This is a genomic window from Mesorhizobium sp. M7A.F.Ca.US.006.01.1.1 (assembly GCF_003997935.1).
GTDB lineage: Bacteria > Pseudomonadota > Alphaproteobacteria > Rhizobiales > Rhizobiaceae > Mesorhizobium.
In genome coordinates this window covers 1-2,074 of sequence record NZ_RZQL01000449.1, presented here as the reverse complement: position 1 = coordinate 2,074, position 2,074 = coordinate 1, and the positions used below count along the sequence as shown (strand labels likewise).

The 2,074-nt window shown below is 63.4% G+C and carries 2 protein-coding genes; both read left to right on the top strand.

Translation table 11 applies throughout. The features are described from left to right. Nucleotides 1-645: hypothetical protein (locus tag EN943_RS38715; protein WP_245476115.1), on the top strand; the 645-nt coding region annotated here is incomplete at its 5' end. Between the two features lie 114 nt (nucleotides 646-759). Further along, a complete protein-coding gene (locus EN943_RS36665) occupies nucleotides 760-1,644 on the top strand; it encodes an MBL fold metallo-hydrolase (RefSeq protein ID WP_206522888.1) in 885 nt (294 codons plus the stop codon). The last annotated feature ends 430 nt before the right edge of the window (nucleotides 1,645-2,074 follow it).

Sequence of the window (2,074 nt, the reverse complement as noted above, 5' to 3'; positions counted from 1 at the left end):
TCTCTTCAGGGCTGCAGGGCACGAGGTCACGATCGCCAATTCGCGCGGACCAGAGTCTTTGGCGGACCTGTCGGCGGAAACCGGCGCGCGGGCAACTGCGATCGAAGATGCTGTCCGCGGCCAGGAGGTCGTGGTCGTCTCCGTTCCTTCAAACAAAATCCCAGTCTGCCCCGTGAACTGTTCGCGTCCACGCCCGCCGACGTCGTCGTCATCGACACGACCAACTACTATCCACAACAGCGCGACGGTCATCTGGACGGAATTGAGGACGGGAGCACCGAAAGCGAATGGGTCGAGCAGCATCTTGGGCGCCCGGTGATCAAAGCCTTCAACACGATCGAAGCGACCCATTTCCAACCGGGCGCCAAGTCGGCGGGCTCCGCGGACCGTATCGCTCTGGCGGTGGCGGGTGATGACGTCCGGACCAAGGCCAAGGCCATGGCGCTGATCGACGGGATCGGCTTCGACGCAGTGGACGCCGGCACTATCGCGGAATCCTGGCGTCAGCAGCCGGGCTCACCGGGCTATCTCAAGGACTATGACGTCAAAGGCGTCCGGCGCGCGCTCGCCGAGGCGAACCCCGAACGTCAGCCCGAGTGGCGCGCCACGCCCAACAGCCCCGGCACGTACGACTCGCCGGCGTAGACGCCTTTGGTCCGCCACCATCCGCCCCACTCACAGACAATCGAGGATTAGCCGATGCGCTCTAGCTGGATAGCCCTCCTGGCCGCGACGACCATGGCGACATGCGCGCCCGCAATGGCGCAGGATACCTCGTCGGCCCAAACGGTGTTGCCGGCCAAGACCGGTGTTTGGACCTATCGCGGGACCGGAACCGTCAACACCTATTGGATTGAGACGCCCGGCGGCGGCGTCGTCGTCATCGACGTTCAGCGCGATCTCGTCCACGCTGCGCAGGCGCTGGCGGCCGTCAAGGCGGTGGGCAAGCCGGTGCGTGCGATCCTCATCACCCACGCCCATCCCGATCACTATACCGGGCTTGGCCTGTTCCGGAAAGCCTTTCCGGGCGTCCCAGTCTATTCGTCCAAGGCGACAGCCGATGCGGTTCGCTACGACACCTATGGTGCGAATGCGGGTACGCAGGCCGATGCGCCCGACATCACGCCGCGCGAATTCGTGGTCCCTGGCATCACCTTCGACGGCGACACGACTTTGCAAATTGACGGATTAACGATCATCGCGCGTGAATTGGGCGCTGGCGAGGCCCCTGCGACGACAGCCTACTACCTGCCCTCCACGCGAGAGCTGTTCCCCGGGGACGCAATTCTCAACCGGCTCCACGGTCCGCTTAGAGAAGCCCATACCGGCGAGTGGCTTGGCATCCTCGACCGGATCGAGGCGATGTACCCCAATGTCGCCATTGTGCATCCAGGGCACGGCGCGTCGGGTCCAAAAGAGCCAATGTTCGATGACGAGCGGTTGTATCTGAGGACCTGCCGCGCGATCGCCGCCGAGGAGATTGCCCGCGGGGGCTTCACCGATGCTGCAAAGGCAGCGACCGTCCGGCGGATCAACGCACGCTTTCCCTACACCAACCCGACAGGCATCAAAGATATCGTCAGCGACAGCGTCGATGGGCTCTTCCGGGAGTTCTCCCAGCCCTCGTCTACACCGCTCCCATAATGAAACCGTTGGGATCAGACGGCGCAATCGTCTGGGTCTTCACCATCTGGCCGCATGGGGCGCCAGCGGCTACGAGATAGGGAAGGCGACGAAGCGCAACAGACAATAGGCCATCTCAAGCTGCTCGTAAGCGCTGCGGACGGCGAAAGCTTCACCGTCGCCGCTGCGTCACGTAAGCTTCAGCGTGCCAACATGAATAAGCTCGTGGTCAACCGATGGCTGGACTTCACTCCGCACAACCTGAAGACATGCATCCATAGGTTCGTCCGGCCGTAGTGGCGCCAGTTGGCCAACTTACCCGCCTGGCAGATTAGCGTCGCTAGAGCCCAACGAGAGCCTCTTTGAAAGGCGAGCCCCGCTGCCGGTGTATCAGCGCGATGGGGCCTTGCCGCGGCCTTTTAGCGGAGCGCGGATGCCGGGAGAGGAAGAG